Source organism: Reyranella sp. (genome assembly GCF_004296935.1).
Lineage (GTDB): Bacteria > Pseudomonadota > Alphaproteobacteria > Reyranellales > Reyranellaceae > Reyranella.
On the sequence record NZ_SCVH01000038.1, the window covers coordinates 1 to 2455 of the forward strand.

Below are 2455 nucleotides of genomic sequence, written 5' to 3' on the forward strand. Positions count from 1 at the left end.
GGGAGCAGCCCGTGTTGAAGGTCGGCGATTGGGTCGACGAGCGCTGGATCGATCTCGACGGCGTCGACAGCGCGCAGGACGATCTGCGCCTGCGCGGCGCCTCGAACGGCGCAGTGCGGTTCGCGCGCGGCGAAGGCATTTATTTCGGGAAAGACGAGCTCTATTTCTGCTGCACGTCGGGCGGCGCTGCCAGGTTGAGCCAGATCATGCGCTATCGCCCGTCTCCCAAGGAGGGCCATACATTCGAAAAGGACGCGCCCGGTCGCCTGCAACTTTTCATCGAATCATCCGACGCCGGGACACTGAACTTCGGCGACAATATAACCGTCGCGCCAAACGGCCATCTGATCGTCTGCGAAGACCAATATACCGACGTCGTCGACAATCATCTGCGCGGGATCACGCCCGACGGGCACGTCTATTCCTTCGCCCGCCTGCACGAACAAACCGAACTCGCAGGCGCATGTTTTTCGCCCGATGGCCGGACGATGTTCGTCAATATCTACAGCCCGGCAAAGACGTTGGCGATTACAGGGCCGTGGTAGCGATGGCAGTGGCCGCCCCAATAATCACGGATGTCCGAGAATGTCGATGATGTGCTAGCAAGATCTGGCCGCTTGGAGACGTAGGGATCGCCAACAAAGACGGCTGAGCATTAGGTTCTGTTGACAAAAGGGATTCCCAAATCGGCTGATGTCTGATTCAAGGCTGTTTTTTGGGAGGCAGCATGTTCCGAGGCGATCTGACGGACGAGGAATGGGCGATCATCGGGGGCTTGCTGCCGCCGGAACGCGGTCGCTGGGCGCGCCCTGCCGGTGATAACCGGCTGTTTCTCAACGGCATGCTCAATGTGCTCAGGACGGGCTGCCCCTGGCGGGATATGCATGAACGCTACGGTAAGTGGAACTCGGTCTATGTCCGGTTCCGCCGCTGGGCCGAGCAGGGCGTCTGGGACGCCCTTTTGCAGACGTTGGTCGACATCGGCCTGACCGACGACTGGCAGCACATGATCGACAGCACCATCGTTCGCGGCCATGCACAGGCAGCGGGCGCTAAAGGGGGACTTGTAAGGAAGCTTTTGGTCGATCACGCGGCGGTTTTACGAGCAAGGTCCACGCCCGTTGTGACAATCAAGGACGCCCTCTTGGCTTTGTCCTCACCGGCGGAGAAGCATCAGATTACAAAGCCGTAGACGATCTGATGGGGATGCCTGTGCCGTTGCCCAATGCGCTCCTCGCCGACAAGGGCTATGACGGCGACAGCTTCCGCGAGAGCCTGTTGCTCCACGGCATCCTGCCTGTCATCCCGCCAAAATCAAACCGCAAGAACCCGCCGCCGTGCGATTTCCGGCGATACAAGGACCGCAACCGCGTCGAGCGCATGTTCAGCTTCCTCAAGCACCAGCGACGCATCGCTACCCGCTATGACAAAACCGCCCTGTCCTTCGCCAGCTTCCTCAACATCGCCGCCGCTAGACTGTGGCTGAAATCTTATGTCAACAGAACCTAGTTCGAACGGCCGGTTTCAAGCGCGAAGCCGCCGATTTCCTCTGCGCCCAAGGGTTTCAGATGCCGACCTTCAGCGAGTTATAACATCGGTGTGCCCGGGAAGGCGGGAATGACCAGGAGAGGCTGCAAAGCCCCTCCCCCGATCGGCTTACAGCCTCTCGACGATCGTCACATTCGCCATGCCGCCGGCCTCGCACATCGTCTGCAGGCCATAGCGGCCGCCGCGATCGCGCAGCGCGTTGATCAGCGTCGTCATCAGCTTCGCGCCGGAGCCGCCCAGCGGATGGCCGAGCGAGATCGCGCCGCCATGGACGTTCAGCCGGTCGGGATCGGCGCCCAGCGCCTGCAGCCACGCCAGCGGCACCGGCGCGAACGCCTCGTTCACCTCATAGAGATCGATGTCACCGATCTTCATGCCGGCGCGGGCCAGTGCCTTCTCGGTCGCCGGGATCGGCGCTTCCAGCATGATCACCGGATCATGGCCGAGCACCGTCATCTGGTGGATGCGGGCGAGCGGGGTCAGCCCATAGGTCTTCAGCGCATGCTCGTTGACCACCAGCAGCGCCGCCGCGCCGTCGCAGATCTGGCTGGCATTGGCGGCGGTGGTCACGCCGCCCTCCTGCAGCAGCTTGACGCCCGCGATCCGCTCCAGCGTCGCATCGAAGCGGATACCCTCGTCGATCTCGTGGATCAGCGTCTCGCCCTCGGGCGTGACGACCTCGATCGGCACGATTTCCGCGCGGAACTTGCCATGTTCGGTCGCCGATGCGGCGCGGCGATGGCTTTCCAGCGCGAAGGCATCGAGCACGTCGCGGTCGAAGCCGTATTTTTTCGCCATCATCTCGGCGCCGCCGAACTGGCTGAACGGCTGGTTCGGATAGCGCGCCTCGATCGCCGGGCTGCGATAGGTGCCGAAGCCATGCTTGGCGGCAAGCGTCCAGGGCAGA

The 2455-nt window shown here is 62.4% G+C and carries 3 protein-coding genes and 1 pseudogene; 3 read left to right on the forward strand and 1 reads right to left on the reverse strand.

Annotated elements, in window-relative coordinates; all coding sequences use genetic code 11:
• The first annotated feature begins 11 nt into the window (after positions 1-11).
• From EPO55_RS04865 to EPO55_RS04875, 3 genes and pseudogenes are all read left to right on the forward strand, one after another.
• The gene (locus EPO55_RS04865) at positions 12-545 is read left to right on the forward strand and encodes an alkaline phosphatase PhoX (RefSeq protein WP_296335336.1); all 534 of its coding nucleotides are present in this window, start codon (positions 12-14) and stop codon (positions 543-545) included.
• A 182-nt stretch (positions 546-727) separates the two neighbouring features.
• Positions 728-1192 (forward strand): IS5 family transposase, encoded by a 465-nt coding sequence (locus EPO55_RS04870; protein ID WP_296335338.1) that lies wholly within the window; start codon positions 728-730, stop codon positions 1190-1192.
• Positions 1129-1509, forward strand: a pseudogene (locus EPO55_RS04875) (IS5 family transposase); the annotation flags it as partial. The gene EPO55_RS04870 and the pseudogene EPO55_RS04875, both read left to right, overlap by 64 nt.
• 147 nt (positions 1510-1656) lie before the next feature.
• On the opposite strand, the gene EPO55_RS04880 reads toward EPO55_RS04875, so the two are convergent.
• Positions 1657-2455, reverse strand: a 799-nt coding sequence (locus tag EPO55_RS04880; RefSeq protein ID WP_296335339.1) for an acetyl-CoA C-acyltransferase, incomplete at its 5' end; no start/stop codon positions are given.

Bases quoted from the DNA above. Each gene is read 5' to 3' on its own strand.
- EPO55_RS04870 (WP_296335338.1), top strand. From the start codon at position 728: ATGTTCCGAGGCGATCTGACGGACGAGGAATGGGCGATCATCGGGGGC.